The organism is Plantactinospora sp. A48, from assembly GCF_055793945.1.
The window spans coordinates 1-15,905 of sequence record NZ_JBTIXF010000098.1 but is presented as its reverse complement, the minus strand read 5'-3'; the positions used below and the strand labels follow the sequence as shown (position 1 = coordinate 15,905).

The window sequence follows — 15,905 nt, the reverse complement described above, 5'->3', positions numbered from 1 at the left end:
GGGATGGGGTACCACCGGGCCTCGAGGTGGATGGCCCCTGGTGATTAAGGGACTGAAGGGGTGTTTTGGCTTTTTGGCTCCCGACTGGGACCCCCACCAATCCACGATCACCGGCGGTCGGCCGCCCGGCCAGGGAACCCGCGCGGCCAGGGGATCAGGCGCGGAGCAGGTTGGCGGTCTCCCGCAGGGCGTCGTCGATGGGCTCGGGCTTCAGCCCGAAGGTCTCGGTGGCGGCGGTCGAGTCCATGACGAACGGCCGGGTGAACTGGTAGCGGGTGGTCCGCAGTTCCCGGACCATCGGCGTGAACAGCCCGGTGGTCCAGATCACCGGGTACGGGATCGTGGTCAGCTTCGGCGCCGGCGCCCCCGCCACCCGGGCGAAACGGGTGGCCAGTTCCCGGACGGTCAGCGGGTCGGTGCTCGGGACGTGCCACGCCTGCCCCCAGGCCCGCTCGTCCCCGGCGACCGTCACCAGCAGCCGAGCCACATCGTTGATGGATGTCCAGGTGTGCGGTACGTCCAGCGGCCCAGGAGCCCAGGCCCGCTGCCCGGCCAGCAGGGGCTTGCCGAGCGAGAAGCTGAGGATGCCCTGCGCCTGGAGGTAGTCGCTTCCGCGTACCTCGGTGGCCCGGATCCGGCCGGCCTCGTGGGCGGCCAGCGCGGCCCGCCACATCTCGCCCCGGATCCGCAGCTTGGGATGGGTGGCGGCCAGCGGCGTCTGCTCGGTCATCGGGGAGTCGACCGGCCCGTACGAGTAGAGCGTGCTCGTGGTGACCAGGGTGGCGCCGGTGCGCTCGGCCGCGCTCAGCAGCGCGGCCGACAGCGGCGGCCAATCGGTCAGCCAGGTGTGGTACTGCGGGTTCGCGCAGTTGTACAGGGCCACGGCTCCCGTGGTGAGCGCGGTGAGCCGGTCGGCGTCGGTGGCATCCGCGGTGACCCGCTCGACCAGCGGATGCTCGGGGCCGATGCCCCGGCGGCTGAGCAGCCGGACCCGCTCCCCGCGCTCTGCGAGCAGCAGCGCGGTGGTCGAACCGACCCGACCGGCACCCACGATGACGTGCGTCGACATGACTGACCTCCGACTAGATGAGAGCAGCGCTCTCTGTTGAGTACAACTCTCACCTTCCGGGATCCAGATGTCAAGAGCAGTGCTCTCTGATGTGTGCAACAATCTTTCCCATGACCGCTGGATCGATCCGCGCCCGCGTCCGCGCCGAGATGATCGAAGAGATCAAGGCCACCGCGCGGCGCCACCTGGCGACCGACGGCGCCAACCTGTCGTTGCGGGCGGTGGCCCGGGACATGGGGATGGTCTCCTCCGCCCTGTACCGCTACTTCGCCAGCCGGGATGACCTGCTCACCGCGCTGATCATCGATGGGTACGACGCCCTCGGCGAGGCCGCCGAGACGGCGGACGCCTCGGTCGGTGACCGCACGGACCTGCTCGGCCGGTGGCTGGCCACCTGCCACGCCATCCGCGACTGGGCCCTGGCCAACCCCGCCGAGTACGCCCTGCTGTTCGGCAGTCCGGTCCCCGGATACGCCGCGCCGATGGACACCGTGACGGTCGCCGCCCGCACCCCGGCGACACTGGTCGGCATCATCACCGACGGGATACCGGCGGGTACGGTCACCGACGACGAGCGACCCGGCGAGACCCTTCCTCCGGAGGTGCGCGCGGACCTGGCCGGGGCCATGGCCTCCTTCGCCCCGGCCCTTTCCCCCGCCCTGGCAGCCCGCATGATGCTCGGCTGGCTGAGTCTGTTCGGCGCGGTCAGTTTCGAACTGTTCGGTCAGCTCAACAACGTGATCCACGCGCGACGGGAGTTCTTCGACCACCAGATGCGACGGGTGGCCGGCCACATCGGCCTGACCCCGACCGGCGACTGACCCGGATCGACGATCGGCTCAGGAAGGTAACGGCCAGGATCCGATCCGGCCACTTACGCCCACCGTTCTCGTCGGCGCCCCGCCGTCCCGGGACCGGTCCGACCCCGCCCCCATGGCCGATGCCATCGGCGTTAAGATTCGGCGCACGATCGACTCGGTGACGGTCGATCGAAGGATCGCAGATAGTTCCAAATACCGGGCCGACCGGTGCGTCGGAGCGGTATTCCGCGCAATCTCTTCAAGGTGGGGTCGGGTCATCCCGACCTGCGGCCGTTCCGGTGACCGTTCGTGACCACGAACTACGCCAGTGCCGCCATCGGACGGGGCGAGGAGGTCGGCCATGGTCGGTAGGGTGCGGTGGCCGGGAGTCCTGACCGTGCTGCTGGCCGTGACGTTCGGCCTGGCACTGTGGACCGGCGGGCCGGCCCAGGCCGCGCCGAAACCCCAACCGACGACGCTGACCATCAGCCCCGCCGGCTCCCAGGATTCGGTGACCGTCCACTCCGACACCGACGCGACGCTGTTCGCCGCGTTGTTCGACCAGGTGAGCTGGCTGCGTGCGGGCACCGGCCAGGGCTCGCCGGCCGCCGGCACCGACCTCGGTCGCAAGTACACCGTGGTGATCAGCGTCGGCGACCAGGCGCGGCAGACGTACGACCTCTACCCGCTCGCCAAGGGCGGACCGCGCGCCTACCGGCCGAGCGTCCAGCCGGATCAGCGGACGACCACGGCGGCCTGGTTCTACGGCCGGCTCAACATGACCGACGCGCTGCGGACGGCCGGCCTTCCGCTGCCCGGTGAGGCCACGACGATCACCGGTGGTATCGGCGGCGGCGAACCGGCCACCGACGTGGACGCCCTGGACCCCAGCGCCGGCTTCACCGACGCGCTCGGTGACCTGCGCCGGGTGCTGCTGCTCAACACCGGCGTGATCGTCGCCATCACCCTGGGCCTGGCCGGCATCGCCCTGCTGATCCGCCGCCGCACCCGCTGACCGGGCTCGCTGACCAGGCTCGATGATCGGGCCCGCTGACCGGGACCGCTGACCGGGACCGCTGACCGCCGGTCCGGCCGGGTCAGACCTCCAGCACCAGCTTGCCGCGCACGTGGCCGGCCTCCAACACCCGGTGCGCCTCGGCCGCCTCAGCCAACCGGAACGTCCGCTCGACGTGCACGGTCAGCCGGCCCGAGTCCAGCAGCCCGGCCAGCACGCTGAGATCGGCCGTGGACGGCCTGACGAAGATGTACTGCCCACCGAGTTCGGTGACCGTGACCGGGTCCGCGATGGACGCCAGCCGGGCCGCCTCGGTCAACAACTCGGCCGAGGCGGCCAGGCCGTGACCACCGAACACATCCAGCACCGCGTCCACACCGGCCGGGGCCAGCTCCCGGATCCGGTCGGCCAGACCGGGTCCGTGACTGACCGGCTCACCGCCGAGGGATCGGACGAAGTCGTGATTGTGCTCACCGGCCGTCCCGATCACCCGGTCGGCCCCCAGCGCCCGGGCCAGCTGCACGGCGAGGTGGCCGACGCCGCCCGCCGCCGCGTGCACCAGGACCGTGTCGCCCTGTTCGACCCGGACCGCCCGCAGTGCCTGGTACGCGGCGAGCCCGGCCAGCGGCAGGCCACCGGCCTGCACCCAGGACGCCCGGGTCGGCTTGTCCGCCAGGGTGCGCTCGGGCGCGGGCACCAACTCGGCGTAGGTGCCGTGCTGGATCTCGTCCCGCCGGACGTACCCGATGACCTCGTCGCCCACCGCGAAGTCGGTCACGGCCGGGCCGACCGCCGCCACCATCCCGGCCAGGTCCCAACCCGGCACGAGCGGGAAATGCGTCGGGAACGCGGCGTCCAGATGCCCCGCTCTGATCTTGCAGTCGACCGGGTTGACGCCGGCCGCCCGGGTCCGCACCAGGACCGTGTCGGGCCCCACCCGCGGATCCGGCAGTTCCTGCTCGGTCAGTTGTTCGGGGCCCCCGAACCGGGAGATCGCCATCGCCCTCACGTCAGCAACCCTAGGGCTGCGGTCGCGTACCCGGGCCGAAACCGGTCAGCACCACCGACGCGGCGGTCGTTCCCGACGGGCTCCCCGGGTCCGTGGCCGCACACCGAGATGTTGGTGCGCGCCGGCCCAGCCACGTCGGGTGCTCTGGCAGTCCGGCCGCCCGCCGGACGACTGGGCCTCGGCACCGCCGTCGGGGGTCGCCGACCCGACGCCCCGGTTCAGCCCGGGGCAGGGTGGCTGTCCACCCGTCGGACCGGGACGCTCCCCGTCGACACGGTCGCGCTCGACCTCCCCGTACACCTATCGGCCTCCTCGACCTCGCCGCCACCCGTTCGGCACCCGGGTGCGGAGCCTGGCCACTGGCCGCGTCCCGACCCACCCACCCGGATCTGGTGCTGACACCGTACTGACCCGTACCGACCTTCTTGACGGCGCCGTCGGCGATGGCGGCGATCGATCATCCGGCGCGGACCCGGCCATCGATCGCCACCGTCCCAGCCATCGACCGACCGACGTGGTCCGGCCGGGCCGCCGCCACCGGGCAGCCGCGGGCGTGACAGGCTGGGGAGCGTGCCGACCGACGACCTCACCTCCGCGCCCCGGGCCGCCGGCCTGGGCAGCGGTGCCGCTGCGGGCGGCGAGGTCGGCGAACTGGTCGCCACCCTGCGCCGGATCGAGCGGGCCGCCGGCTCGCTGGCAACGGCCAGCGTGGCCCGGATGGAGGAGACGCTCCCCTGGTTCCGGGGGCTGCCCGCCGAGCAACGCTCCTGGGTCATGCTGGTGGCCCAGGCGGGGGTCCGATCGCTTGTCGACTGGCTGGGTAACGGCGGCGGGCGGAACGGAAGCCCGCAGGAGGTGTCCGACGAGGTCTTCGCGGCGGCACCCCGGACGCTGGCCCGGACCATCAGCCTCCAGCAGACCGTGGCGCTGATCAAGGTGACCATCGACGTGGTCGAGGAGCAGGTGCCGCACCTGGCCGCGGACGGCGAGGAACAGCCGCTGCGGGAGGCCGTACTGCGGTTCTCCCGGGAGATCGCCTTCTCGGCGGCCCGGGTGTACGCCCGCGCCGCCGAGACCCGGGGCGCCTGGGACGCCCGGTTGCAGGCGCTGCTGGTCGACGCGCTGCTGCGCGGTGACTCCCGGGACGTGCTGGCCAGCCGGGCCGCGGCGTTGGGCTGGGCGGACGCGCCGCCGGTCGCCGTGGCGGTGGGCCGCTCCCCGGGTGGAGACGTGGCTGCCGTCCTGCTGACGCTCTACCGGGTGGCCCGCCGGATCGACGTGGAGATCATCGGCGGGGTGCACGGCGACCGCCTGGTGGTGGTCCTGGGCGGGGCCGCGGATCCGATCACCACCACCGGACGGCTGCTGGCCGCCTTCGGTGAGGGACCGGTGGTGGTGGGCCCGGCCGTACCCAGTCTCGACGACGCCACCGAGTCGGCCCGGGCGGCGGTCGCCGGCTTCCGCGCCGCCCCGGCCTGGCCGGCGGCGCCCCGGCCGGTGGCCGCGGCGGACCTGCTGCCCGAGCGCGCCCTGGCCGGTGACCCGGAGGCCCGGCGCGAGCTGCGCCAGGACGTCTTCGCGGTGCTGGCTCGGGCCGGTGGCGAGCTGCTGGAGACGCTTGACGCGTTCTTCACCAGCGGCGGGGTGCTGGAGAGCGCGGCCCGGACGCTGTTCGTGCATCCGAACACGGTGCGTTACCGGCTGCGCCGGATCGCGGAGGTGACCGGCTACTCGCCGCTGGCCTCACGAGACGCGTACGCCCTCCGGGTCGCCCTCACCGTGGGCCGGTTGGACCCGGTTACCCCACCGGTTTCGAACCAGACCTAGTCGGCGATAACGGGCGGGCAGCCCCAAAACCCGCATCATCTCTACCGATCTTTGTAACATTCCCACAAAGGGCGTAGGAGGGTTTGGTGACTGGCGGCAATCATGTAACTGTCGAGTATCCCGCAGAGTCGTAGACGTGCTTGTCGTACTCTCCCCCGGTCAGGGCTCACAGAAGCCCGGGTTCCTCGCCCCGTGGCTCGACGTCCCCGGTGCCGCCGCCCGGCTGCGCTGGTGGTCCACCCTGGCCGGCGTCGACCTGGTGCGGCTCGGCACCGAGGCCGACGCCGAGGAGATCCGGGACACCGCCCGGACCCAGCCGCTGCTGGTGGCCGCCGCGCTGCTCGCCGGCGAGTACCTCCCGACGCACGATGTCACCCTCACCGCGGGTCACAGCGTCGGCGAACTCGGCGCCGCCGCGCTGGCCGGTGTCCTCACCCCCGAAACCGCCGTGACCCTCGCCGGCCTGCGGGGGCGGGAGATGGCCGCCGCCTGCGCCCTGGAACCCACCGGGATGTCGGCGGTGCTGGGTGGCGACCCGGACGAGGTGATCGCCGCCATCGACGCGCACGGCCTGTTTCCGGCCAACCGCAACGGCGCCGGCCAGGTGGTCGCCGCGGGCGCGGTCGACGGGCTGGCCAAGCTCGCCGCCGAGGCCCCGGCCGGTACCCGGGTCCGGGCACTCCAGGTCGCCGGCGCGTTCCACACCTCGTACATGGCCCCCGCCGAACGGGCCCTGGCCGAGGTGGCGGCCGGGATCACTCCGGCCGACCCGGCCCGGCTCCTGCTGTCCAACCTCGACGGCACGGTCGTCGGCAACGGCCGGGAGATGCTGCACCGGCTGGTCCGCCAGGTCACCGCGCCGGTGCGCTGGGACCTCTGCATGCGGGCCATCGCCGACCTCGGCGTCACCGGCGTGCTGGAGCTGCCACCCGCCGGCACCCTCGCCGGCCTCATCAAGCGGGAGCTCAAGGCCACCGGGGTGCCGGAGATCGTCACCCTGAACACCCCGGCCGACCTGCCCGCCGCGCGGGACCTGATCGCCCGGCACGGCTCCGCGCCGTCGACCCGGTCGGCCAGCCCCAACCGGACCGCCGGGGCCGCCACCAGCGCCGTCCGGGTGGTGGTCGCCGGCACCGCCGGCGCGTTCAGCCGGGCCGAGGGTCTGGCCGAAGGCGCCGAGATCCGCACCGGGCAGGTCATCGGGTACGTCGCGACCCGCCAGGGGCCGGTCGAGATCACCGCACACGGAACCGGGCTGCTCACCGAATGGCTCGCCGACACCGACCGCCCCGTCGCACCGGGCCAGCCGCTGGCCCGGATCGGCGGACGTCCGTGACCGCCGGAACGATCACCCCAACGCGACCGGCGACGCGGCCGGCTCCGCGGCCGCGAACGAAGGGATGGCACAGCTGATGGGTTCCCGCATCCTCGCCCTCGGGCACTACCAACCCGCTCGGGTGCTCACCAACGACGACCTCGCTCGGATGGTGGACACCAACGACGAGTGGATCCGGGACCGGGTCGGCATCGTCACCCGGCGGATCGCCGACACCGAGACGGTCGCCGACATGGCCGCGGCCGCCGCCGGGAAGGCGCTGGCCAACTCGGGCCTCACCCCCGCCGACATCGACCTCGTGGTCGTGGCCACCTGCACCTCCGTGGACCGCAGCCCCAACGTGGCGTGCCGGGTCGCGGCGAAGCTCGGCATCAACGCGCCCGGCGCGTACGACATCAACACCGCCTGCTCCGGCTTCTCGTACGCGCTGGCCACCGCGGACCACGCGGTGAGCGCCGGCGCGTCCCGCAACGCCATCGTGATCGGCGCCGAGAAGCTCTCCGAGTTCACCAACTGGACCGACCGGTCGACCTGCATCCTGTTCGGTGACGGCGCCGGTGCCGCGGTGGTCACGGCCACCGCCGACGGCGAGCCGAGCGGGATCGGCCCGGTCCTGTGGGGCTCCGTGCCGGAGCGCAGCGACGCGGTCCGGATCGAGGGCTGGCGGCCGTACGTCGAGCAGGAGGGCCAGTCCGTGTTCCGCTGGGCGACGACCGCGCTCGCCCCGCTGGCCCGGCAGGCGTGCGAGCGGGCCGGCGTGGCCCCCGAGGAGATCGCGGCCTTCGTGCCCCACCAGGCGAACGCCCGGATCATCGACGGCATCGCGAAGCGGCTGGACATGCCCAACGCGATCGTCGCGAAGGACATCGTCGAGTCCGGCAACACCTCGGCGGCGAGCGTTCCGCTGGCCCTGTCGAAGCTGGTCGAACGCCGGGAGGTAGCGTCCGGGGCGCCCGTACTGCTGTTCGGGTTCGGCGGCGGCCTCACCTATGCCGGGCAGGTCGTCCGCTGCCCGTGACCTTCCACCGGTCACCGGCGACCCCGCCGGGGACCACGGTCGTGGCCCGAAAGCCACGGCCGGACCGAAAACCGTCCGGTCCCGTCCCGGGACCGCGCAGCCGGCCGCCGGTCCCACCCGGGACCGGCCGGTCCAACGGGCCGGGTTCCGACCCGGTACGTAGCGGCCGGGTTCCGACCCGGTCCGACAGGCTGGGTTCCGACCCGGTCGACGGGGCCGCAACCGGCCCACCGCACATCCACAGCTGGAGAGGAAGCCAACCACAATGACCCGTGACGAGATCACCGCCGGCCTCGCTGAGATCCTCGAGGAGGTCGCCGGGGTGAACCCGGACGACGTGGCCGTGGACAAGTCGTTCACCGACGACCTGGACGTCGACTCGCTCTCCATGGTGGAGGTCGTCGTCGCGGCCGAGGAGAAGTTCGGGGTGAAGATCCCGGACAACGAGGTGCAGAACCTCAAGACCGTGGGCGACGCCGTCAGCTACATCGAGGCGCAGTCCTGACATGAGTCGCACCGACGTCGTCGTCACCGGGCTCGGCGCGACGACCCCGCTCGGCGGGGACGTCGCGTCGACCTGGAACGCCATGCTCGCCGGCCGCTCCGGGGTGAGTCCCCTCACCCAGGAGTGGGCCGGTCAGCTTCCCGTGCGGATCGCCGCCCAACTCGCCGTGGAACCCACCGAGGTCCTCGACCGGGTACGGCTGCGCCGGCTCGACCGGTCCGAGGCGATCGCCATCATCGCCGCCCAGCAGGCCTGGGCGGACTCCGGGCTCGCCGATTCCGGGCCGGACCCCGAGCGGCTGGCGGTCAGCCTCGGCTCCGGCATCGGCGGGGCGACCACCCTGCTCGCCCAGGACGACATCCTGGAGGCGTCCGGCCCGCGCCGGGTGTCGCCGCACACCGTACCGATGCTCATGCCGAACGGTCCGGCCGCCTGGGTCGGGCTGGAGGTGGGCGCCAAGGCCGGCGTACACGCGATGGCCAGTGCCTGCGCGACCGGTGCCGAGGCGATGGCGCTCGGCCTGGACATCATCCGCTCCGGCCGCGCCGACGTGGTGGTGGCCGGCGGCACCGAGGCGGTCATCCACCCGCTGCCCATCGCCGGCTTCGCCTCGATGCGGGCCATGTCCACCCGTAACGACGAGCCCGAGCGGGCCTCCCGACCCTGGGACAAGGGCCGGGACGGGTTCGTCCTCGGCGAGGGCGCCGGGGTGATCATCCTGGAGTCGGCCGAACACGCCGCCGCGCGCGGCGCCCGGGTCTACGCCCGGTTGGCCGGGGCCGGGATCAGCTCCGACGCCTACGACATCGTGCAGCCGCACGCCGAGGGCGAGGGCGCGATCCGGGCCATCCGGAAGGCCCTGGCCGACGCCGACGTGACCGGCACCGACATCCGGCACGTCAACGCGCACGCCACCGCGACGCCGGTCGGCGACATGCTGGAGATCGGCGCGTTGAAGGCCACCATCGGCGACCACGCGGTGCTGTCGGCCACCAAGTCGATGACCGGTCACCTGCTGGGTGCCGCCGGCGCGCTGGAGTCGATCGCCACCATCCTGGCCATCACCAACAGCGTCGTGCCGCCGACGATCAACCTGGACGACCCGGACGACGGTCTGGACCTCGACGTGGCCGCCCACGAGCCCCGTCACCTCGACATCCCGGCGGCGCTGAACAACGCCTTCGGCTTCGGCGGCCACAACGTCGCCCTGGTCTTCACCCGGGTCTGAGGCGGTAAGGAAGGGCCCCCTGTTATCGCTTTTCGTATAGCAGGGGGCCCTTCTTAACGCCCGTCAACGGCGCGCCATCCGTGACTCAGCGGGCTGGAGGGAACACCGTGCGCGGCCGCGAACATCCGGCTGCCGCGACGCGTACGCCCGGACTGGTGGGCTGCCGGATGGGGGTCACCGAACTGTTCGCCGCCGCGGACCGGGTGTGGGTGGTCCACGGCCGGCCGGCCGCCGGTCGCCGGCCTCTGGCCTCTGGCCTCCGGCCTCCGGCCTCTGGCGCAAGTTCGGCGATACCGGGGTGTCCGACGGCGCTGACACCCCGGTATCGCCGAACTTGGGTCGATCTCGTGGCCGAGCGGTTCCGGAGGTTAAGCGGGGGCCTTGCTATACGAAAAGCGGTAACAAGGTGCCCTTCCTTACACCCGGCCCGTGGCGGTGAGCTGTTGGTACCAGCGGGCGCTGTCCTTCAGGCTGCGTTCCTGGGTGTCGTAGTCGACGCGGATGATGCCGAAACGGCGGTCGTACCCGTAGCCCCACTCGAAGTTGTCCAGCAGTGACCAGACGAAGTAGCCGCGCACGTCCACCCCGGCCGCCCGGGCGTCGGCCAGCGCGGCGACGTGCCGGCGCAGGTAGTCGACCCGGGCGTCGTCGTGGACCAGGCCGTCGGGGCCGACCACGTCGTCGAACGCCGCGCCGTTCTCGGTGATCATGAGCGGCTGGGCGGGGTACTCCCGGTGCAGCCGGACCAGCAGTTCGGTCAGGCCGGACGGGTCGATGTTCCAGCCCATCGCGGTGTGCGGGCCGGGCTGCGGCAGGAAGTCGACGTCGTCGGCGCCGACCCACGGACTGTGTTCCGAGGCGCCGTGCCCGTCGGCGCTGCTGCGTGGCGCACCGGGGTCGGCGGCCCGGACCAGGGTCGTCGAGTAGTAGTTCACCCCGAGCACGTCCAGCGGCACCGCCGAGGTCTGTTCGTCGCCGTCGCGCACGAACGACCAGTCGGTGACGGCGGCGGTGTCGGCGATCAGGTCGGCCGGGTACGCACCGTCCAGCATCGGCCCGAGGAACGCCCGGTTGGCCAGCGCGTCGATCCGGCGTACGGCGTCGGTGTCGGCGGGCGACGTGGACGCGGGCCGGATCACGTGCAGGTTCAGGGTCACCGACAGCTGCGCGGCCGGCGCCAGCTCCCGGACCACCCGGCCGGCCAGGCCGTGCGCCAGGTTCAGGTGGTGTACGGCGGCCAGCGCCGCCGCCGGTTCGGTCCGCCCCGGCGCGTGTACGCCGGACCCGTAGCCCAGGTACGCCGAGCACCACGGCTCGTTCAGGGTGGTCCAGGTGTGTATCCGGTCGCCGAGCGCGCCGACGACAATGCCCGCGTACTCCTGGAAGCGCAGCGCGGTGTCCCGGGCCGGCCAGCCACCGGCGTCCTCCAGTTCCTGCGGCAGGTCCCAGTGGTACATGGTGGCCACCGGCCGGATGTTCCGGGCCAGCAGCCCGTCCACGAGCCGCGAGTAGAAGTCCAGTCCCTTGGAGTTGGCCGGGCCCGATCCGCCGGGCTGCACCCGGGGCCACGAGATGGAGAACCGGTACGCGCTCACTCCCAGCTCGGTCAGCAGGTCGAGGTCCTGGGGCATCCGGTGGTAGTGGTCGTCCGCGACGTCGCCGGTGTCACCGTTCAGGGTGCGTCCCGGCGTGTGGCTGTAGGTGTCCCAGATGGACGGTCCCCGGCCGTCCTCGGTGGCGGCACCCTCGATCTGGTACGCGGCCGTGGCCGTACCCCAGACGAAGTCCGCCGGGAAGACGAAGCCCGCCGGAAGAACGGGCTCGGCCGGCAGCTCAGGTGTTCCACTCATCGTGCTCCCTCCGAGGTAACCACGACGCAGTCGTACCGCGTCGCGGATCCCGACACCAGTTCGGCGCGGGCGGCGCCGGCGTCGAAGCTCACGTCGAACTCGGCACCCGGACCGGTGCCGTTGGACGGTATCCGGACCCGGTGGCGGTGCCCGTCGACCGGGGCGTGGCAGCGCAGTTGCACGCCTTCGGCCCAGTCGTAGTCGGGCCGGTCGTCGACCGCGCCGAACGGGATGACCGAGCCGGGCCGGGCCAGCAGCGGCAGGCTGTCGAAGCCGTGCTTCTGCTCCACCCACGCCGGGCCGGTGAGCTGCTCGCCGGTGAGCAGGTCGGTCCAGGTCCCGGCCGGCACCCAGAAGGTCACCTGGCCGTCGGCGCTCATCACCGGGGCGACCAGCAGGTCCGGGCCGAGCATGTACTGCCGGTCCAGGTACGCCGAGGTCGGGTCGTCGGGGAATTCCAGGATCATCGGCCGCATCATCGGCACGCCGTCGCGGTGGGCCTCCTCGGCGACCGCCGCCAGGTACGGCATCAGCCGCAGCTTGAGCCGGGTGAAGTGCCGCAGCACGTCCACCGCCTCGTCGTCGAACGCCCACGGCACCCGGTACGACCCGTTGCCGTGCAGCCGGGAGTGCGAGGAGAGCAGCCCGAACGCGACCCACCGCTTGAACACCGCCGGGTCGGGGGTGCCCTCGAACCCGCCGATGTCGTGGCTCCAGTAGCCGAACCCGGACGCCGCCAGGGACAGCCCGCCGCGCAGCGACTCGGCCATGGACACGAAGGTCGACTCGCTGTCCCCGCCCCAGTGGACCGGGAACTGCTGGCCGCCGGTGGTGGCGGACCGGGCGAAGACCACCGCCTCCCCCACCCCGCGCTCGGCTTCCAGCAGCCGGAACACGGTCTGGTTGTAGAGGTACGAGTAGTAGTTGTGCATGCGTTGCGGGTCGGCGCCGTCGTGCCACACCACGTCGGTGGGGATGCGCTCGCCGAAGTCGGTCTTGAAGCAGTCCACGCCCATGTCCAGCAGGTCCTTGAGCTTGCCGGCGAACCAGGCCGCGGCGTCCGGGTTGGTGAAGTCGACGAGCGCCATGCCGGCCTGCCAGTGGTCCCACTGCCAGACCGAGCCGTCCGGGTTGCGCACCAGGTAGCCGGCCTGGCGGCCCTCCTCGAACAGGTACGACCGCTGGGCGATGTACGGGTTGATCCAGACGCACACCTTCAGGCCACGCTCGTGCAGCCGGCGCAGCATGCCCGCCGGGTCGGGGAAGGTGGCGGGGTCCCACAGGAAGTCGACCCAGTGGAACTGGCGCATCCAGAAGCAGTCGAAGTGGAACACCGACAGCGGCAGGCCCCGCTCGGCCATCCCGTCGATGAACTCGACCACCGTCTTCTCGTCGTACGAGGTGGTGAACGACGTCGACAGCCACAGCCCGTACGACCAGGCCGGCACCCGGGCCGGCCGCCCGGTGAGCGCGGTGTAGCGGCGTAGCACGTCCTTGGGGGTCGGCCCGTCGATCACGTAGTACGTGAGCGACTGCCCCGCGACGCTGAACTGGGTCTGCGACACCACCTCGGAGCCGACCTCGAAGGAGACGTGCTCGGGGTGGTCGACCAGCACGCCGTAGCCGGCGCTGCTCAGGTAGAACGGCACGTTCTTGTACGCCTGCTCGCTGGTGGTGCCGCCGTCGGCGTTCCAGATGTCGACGACCTGGCCGTTCTTGGCGAACGCGCCGAACCGTTCGCCGAGGCCGTAGATGGTCTCGCCGACGCCGAGCGCCAACCGCTCGTGGACGTACCTGCGGCCCTGGGCGTCGGTGACGATCCCGATGCTGCGTCCGGTGGACGAGGTGACCGGGCGGTCGCCGTGGAGGAAGTCGACCCGCCACCCGTCGACCAGGTTGACCCGGGCGGTCAGGTCGCCGGTGGTCAGCGTCGCGCTCACCTCGGTGACGTCGACGCTGACCGGGTGCCCGTCGTCGGTGGTCAGCCCGAAGCGGGGGTGCTTGGGCAGCCCACCGAGGTGGTGTCCGATGGTCACCCCGACCACCCCGGGGGCGGGGCTGAAGAACCGTACGGTCACCACCGGCCGGTTCAACGTGTCGCCGCGTCCGCTGATCCGCCCGGTGGGGGCGAACACGGTGAAGCCGCGTTCCTCCGGCTCCACCGACTCGACGGTGTTGGGGCGCAGCACGCTGACCCCGGGAAGCAGTTGCCAGTACCCGTCGGTGAACTTCACTTTTCGGCTCCTACCGTGATACCGCGGCTCAACGTGCGCTGGAAGATGAGGAAGAACAGGACCGCCGGGACCAGGCTGATCAGCGAGCCGGCGTTGGTGGTCGTGGCGTCCATCAGCCGGTCGCCCTGCAACGAGGCGAGGGCCACCGGGACGGTCTGGGTCGAGTTGTCGATCAGCATCACCAGCGGGATGAGGAACTCGTTCCAGGTCCAGATGAAGAAGAAGACCAGCAGCACCGCGCAGGTGGGCCGGACGTTGGGGAGCACGACCCGCCAGAGGATCCGCCACTTCCCGGCGCCGTCCAGCGCGGCGGCCTCGAGCAGGCTCCGGGGGAACGTGCCGAGCACGGAGGCCAGCAGGTACGTGCCGAACGCGCTCTGGATGACCGTGAAGATGATGATCACCACCAGTCGGGTGTTGTAGAGGCCGACCTCCTTGGCGAAGTAGTACAGCGGGTAGACCAGCGACTCCTGCGGCAGCATGTTGCCCAGCAGGAACAGGCCGACGATCCACAGCCGGCCCCGGACCCGCCCGATTCCCAGCGCGTACGCGTTGAGCAGCGAGACGAGGACGGCGAGCACCGCCACCGAGCCGGAGATGAGCACCGAGTTCCACAGCTTCCGCGGGAAGCCGGCGGCGGTCCAGTACGTCCGCAGGCCCTGGGTGTGGAACTCCTTCGGCCAGCTCAACGGCCCGTCGGTCGAGTACTGTCCGGGCGACTTGAACGAGTTGAGCAGCATGAACACGAACGGCACCAGCATGACCAGCGCACCGGCGGTGACGACCGCGAGCACGATCCACCGGCCGGCGCCCCGGTGGTACCGGTCGGGCGTACGCCGTCGGCCGGGGTGGCCGGTGCTGGCGTCGGTGGCGTCGGCGCCGGCCGGGGCGGTGGTGGTGAGCGTGACGGCCATCAGGCACTCCCGTCCCGTTGTTCGGCTCGGCGCTGGGCCCGGATGAACAGCAGGGCCACCACGACGATGAGCAGGGTGAGCACGGTGGAGATCGCCGAGCCGTAGCCGACCTGGAGTTTCTTGAAGAACGTGTAGTAGGCGAAGTAGGACGGGACGTTCGTGGAGTTCTCCGGGCCGCCCCGGGTCAGCGCGTAGATCGGCCCGAACACCTTCATCGCGGCGATGGTGCAGGTGAGCGCGACGACGAACGTCTCCGGCCGGATCTGCGGCAGGGTGATCGCCCGGAACCGGTGCAGCCAACCGGCGCCGTCGAGTTCCGCGGCCTCGTACAGGTCCGGGTCGACCCGCTGCAACGCGGCCATGAACACCACCACCGGGTAGCCGAGCTGGACCCAGATCATCACCGCCATCACCGCCGGCAGCGCGGTGTCCGGGTCACCGAGCCAGTCGTGTCGCAGCGCGCCCAGGCCGACCGCGTCGAGCACCCCGTTGAGAGCGCCGTCGGGACGCAGGATCCAGCCCCAGACGATGCCGGCGACCACCACGGGCAGCACCTGGGGCAGGTAGTACGCGGCCCGCAGCGCGGCGACGGTCCGCGGCTTGAACCGCCGGCCGATGGTGTCGAACAGCACCGCCGCGAGAACCAGCCCGAGCAGGGTGGGCAGCACGACCATCGCGACGATCATCGCGAGCGTGTTGCGGAACGACATCCAGAACACGCTGTCGTCGAGCAGGCGCTGGTAGTTGTCCAGGCCGATGAAGGTCGGGTCGCCGATCCCGGACCACCGGGTCAGCGACAGGTAGCCGGTGAACAGCAGCGGGCCGCCGATGACCAGCGCGAACAGCACCGCGCCGGGCACCAGGAACAACCAGTACGCGGGGTCACCGCGCCGCCGTCGGCCGGGTGGCCGGGTCGGGCCGACCGGCGCGGACGTCCGCCCGGTGCGGGTGTCGGAGACAGCCATGGAATTCCCTCCGGTGCGCCGGGCGGAGGGCGTTTGTTCTTGTCCGCAGGGCGTGTCCATCCGCCGTGCTTGACCTCCACGACGACGTCGCTGGACGGATCTGCGGACTTTGCGAGCACCTGACCTAAGGTCCTG

At 71.9% G+C, this 15,905-nt stretch carries 13 protein-coding genes; 7 read left to right on the top strand and 6 right to left on the bottom strand.

What is annotated here, in order from left to right:
- Window positions 1-154 precede the first annotated feature (154 nt).
- Window positions 155-1,069 (bottom strand): NAD-dependent epimerase/dehydratase family protein, encoded by a 915-nt coding sequence (locus ACXN5W_RS29105; RefSeq protein WP_473161584.1) that lies wholly within the window; start codon window positions 1,067-1,069, stop codon window positions 155-157.
- Window positions 1,070-1,179: 110 nt separating this feature from the next.
- On the opposite strand from ACXN5W_RS29105, the gene ACXN5W_RS29100 reads away from it, so the two are divergent.
- Together ACXN5W_RS29100 and ACXN5W_RS29095 are read left to right on the top strand one after the other, a co-directional pair.
- Window positions 1,180-1,890 (top strand): TetR/AcrR family transcriptional regulator, encoded by a 711-nt coding sequence (locus ACXN5W_RS29100; RefSeq protein ID WP_473161583.1) that lies wholly within the window; start codon window positions 1,180-1,182, stop codon window positions 1,888-1,890.
- A 340-nt stretch (window positions 1,891-2,230) separates the two neighbouring features.
- The gene (locus ACXN5W_RS29095) at window positions 2,231-2,884 is read left to right on the top strand and encodes a hypothetical protein (protein ID WP_473161582.1); all 654 of its coding nucleotides are present in this window, start codon (window positions 2,231-2,233) and stop codon (window positions 2,882-2,884) included.
- An 82-nt stretch (window positions 2,885-2,966) separates the two neighbouring features.
- Here the strand turns inward: ACXN5W_RS29095 and ACXN5W_RS29090 are convergent, their stop codons facing one another.
- Entirely contained in the window at window positions 2,967-3,884 is a 918-nt protein-coding gene (locus ACXN5W_RS29090; RefSeq protein ID WP_473161587.1) for an NADP-dependent oxidoreductase, read from the bottom strand.
- Window positions 3,885-4,505: 621 nt separating this feature from the next.
- Between ACXN5W_RS29090 and ACXN5W_RS29085 the strand changes: the two genes are divergently transcribed.
- From ACXN5W_RS29085 to fabF, 5 genes are all read left to right on the top strand, one after another.
- A complete protein-coding gene (locus tag ACXN5W_RS29085; protein ID WP_473161586.1) occupies window positions 4,506-5,720 on the top strand; it encodes a PucR family transcriptional regulator in 1,215 nt (404 codons plus the stop codon).
- Between the two features lie 136 nt (window positions 5,721-5,856).
- On the top strand, window positions 5,857-7,056 hold the full coding sequence (locus ACXN5W_RS29080; protein WP_473161581.1) for an acyltransferase domain-containing protein: 1,200 nt from the start codon (window positions 5,857-5,859) through the stop codon (window positions 7,054-7,056).
- Between the two features lie 73 nt (window positions 7,057-7,129).
- Window positions 7,130-8,074, top strand: a complete 945-nt coding sequence (locus ACXN5W_RS29075) for a beta-ketoacyl-ACP synthase III (protein ID WP_473161585.1) — start codon at window positions 7,130-7,132, stop codon at window positions 8,072-8,074.
- A 265-nt stretch (window positions 8,075-8,339) separates the two neighbouring features.
- Window positions 8,340-8,579: an acyl carrier protein gene (locus ACXN5W_RS29070; RefSeq protein WP_377341070.1), complete on the top strand. Its 240-nt coding sequence runs from the start codon at window positions 8,340-8,342 to the stop codon at window positions 8,577-8,579.
- Between the two features lies 1 nt (window position 8,580).
- Window positions 8,581-9,807, top strand: coding sequence for a beta-ketoacyl-ACP synthase II (fabF, locus tag ACXN5W_RS29065; RefSeq protein WP_473161580.1), 1,227 nt, complete (start codon window positions 8,581-8,583; stop codon window positions 9,805-9,807).
- Window positions 9,808-10,223: 416 nt separating this feature from the next.
- Here fabF and ACXN5W_RS29060 read toward each other — a convergent pair whose 3' ends face one another.
- Genes ACXN5W_RS29060 through ACXN5W_RS29045 form a run of 4 tightly spaced genes read right to left on the bottom strand, consistent with a single transcriptional unit; the run spans window position 10,224 to window position 15,770 of the window.
- A complete protein-coding gene (locus ACXN5W_RS29060; protein ID WP_473161579.1) occupies window positions 10,224-11,657 on the bottom strand; it encodes a GH1 family beta-glucosidase in 1,434 nt (477 codons plus the stop codon).
- The gene (gene yicI / locus ACXN5W_RS29055; RefSeq protein WP_473161578.1) at window positions 11,654-13,891 is read right to left on the bottom strand and encodes an alpha-xylosidase; all 2,238 of its coding nucleotides are present in this window, start codon (window positions 13,889-13,891) and stop codon (window positions 11,654-11,656) included. Before yicI ends, ACXN5W_RS29060 begins: the two co-directional genes overlap by 4 nt.
- The gene (locus tag ACXN5W_RS29050; protein ID WP_473161577.1) at window positions 13,888-14,805 is read right to left on the bottom strand and encodes a carbohydrate ABC transporter permease; all 918 of its coding nucleotides are present in this window, start codon (window positions 14,803-14,805) and stop codon (window positions 13,888-13,890) included. Before ACXN5W_RS29050 ends, yicI begins: the two co-directional genes overlap by 4 nt.
- Window positions 14,805-15,770, bottom strand: a complete 966-nt coding sequence (locus tag ACXN5W_RS29045; protein WP_473161576.1) for a carbohydrate ABC transporter permease — start codon at window positions 15,768-15,770, stop codon at window positions 14,805-14,807. Before ACXN5W_RS29045 ends, ACXN5W_RS29050 begins: the two co-directional genes overlap by 1 nt.
- Window positions 15,771-15,905 lie beyond the last annotated feature (135 nt).

Bases quoted from the DNA above. Each gene is read 5' to 3' on its own strand.
- ACXN5W_RS29090 (WP_473161587.1), bottom strand. From the start codon at position 3,884: ATGGCGATCTCCCGGTTCGGGGGCCCCGAACAACTGACCGAGCAGGAA.
- ACXN5W_RS29060 (WP_473161579.1), bottom strand. From the start codon at position 11,657: ATGAGTGGAACACCTGAGCTGCCGGCCGAGCCCGTTCTTCCGGCGGGC.
- ACXN5W_RS29100 (WP_473161583.1), top strand. From the start codon at position 1,180: ATGACCGCTGGATCGATCCGCGCCCGCGTCCGCGCCGAGATGATCGAA.
- ACXN5W_RS29095 (WP_473161582.1), top strand. From the start codon at position 2,231: ATGGTCGGTAGGGTGCGGTGGCCGGGAGTCCTGACCGTGCTGCTGGCC.
- ACXN5W_RS29105 (WP_473161584.1), bottom strand. From the start codon at position 1,069: ATGTCGACGCACGTCATCGTGGGTGCCGGTCGGGTCGGTTCGACCACC.
- ACXN5W_RS29050 (WP_473161577.1), bottom strand. From the start codon at position 14,805: ATGGCCGTCACGCTCACCACCACCGCCCCGGCCGGCGCCGACGCCACC.
- ACXN5W_RS29070 (WP_377341070.1), top strand. From the start codon at position 8,340: ATGACCCGTGACGAGATCACCGCCGGCCTCGCTGAGATCCTCGAGGAG.
- ACXN5W_RS29045 (WP_473161576.1), bottom strand. From the start codon at position 15,770: ATGGCTGTCTCCGACACCCGCACCGGGCGGACGTCCGCGCCGGTCGGC.
- fabF (WP_473161580.1), top strand. From the start codon at position 8,581: ATGAGTCGCACCGACGTCGTCGTCACCGGGCTCGGCGCGACGACCCCG.